At 43.7% G+C, this 455-nt stretch carries 1 protein-coding gene; it reads left to right on the top strand.

Annotated features, from left to right (window positions below; translation table 11 throughout):
• A partial coding sequence (locus AC3LHT_RS10195; protein WP_488662812.1) for an arginase family protein occupies positions 1–455 on the top strand: 455 nt, incomplete at both ends.

The raw sequence follows: 455 nt of genomic DNA on the forward strand, positions 1-455 counted from the left end.
GGATATGTTGCAATTCTCGACCTGGATTTCCATCACGGGAACGGTACTCAAGAGATTTTCTATGACGATTCAACCGTGCTTTATGTATCTTTACACGGTTCGCCTGAAAAATATTATCCCTGGATCAGCGGTCACAGCTGGGAAATAGGTGAGGATGAAGGGTTGGGATACAATTTCAATTTTCCCCTTGAAGGTGACATTACCGGCTCCGATTACCTTAGGACGCTCGAAAAAGCCCTTGTTGAAGTGGAGACTTTCGATCCCGACCTTCTAATTGTCTCCCTGGGCTTTGATACCCATACTGAGGATCCTATAGGTTATTTTTCCCTTGTTGATAGCGATTTCTTTATGATAGGTAAGCAACTGGGTGAATTAGATATGCCTTTGCTGATTGTTCAAGAAGGTGGCTACAATGCCGAAGCGAATGCAAGAGCAGCTATGAATTTTTTCAGTGG

Source organism: Kosmotoga sp. (assembly GCF_982836095.1).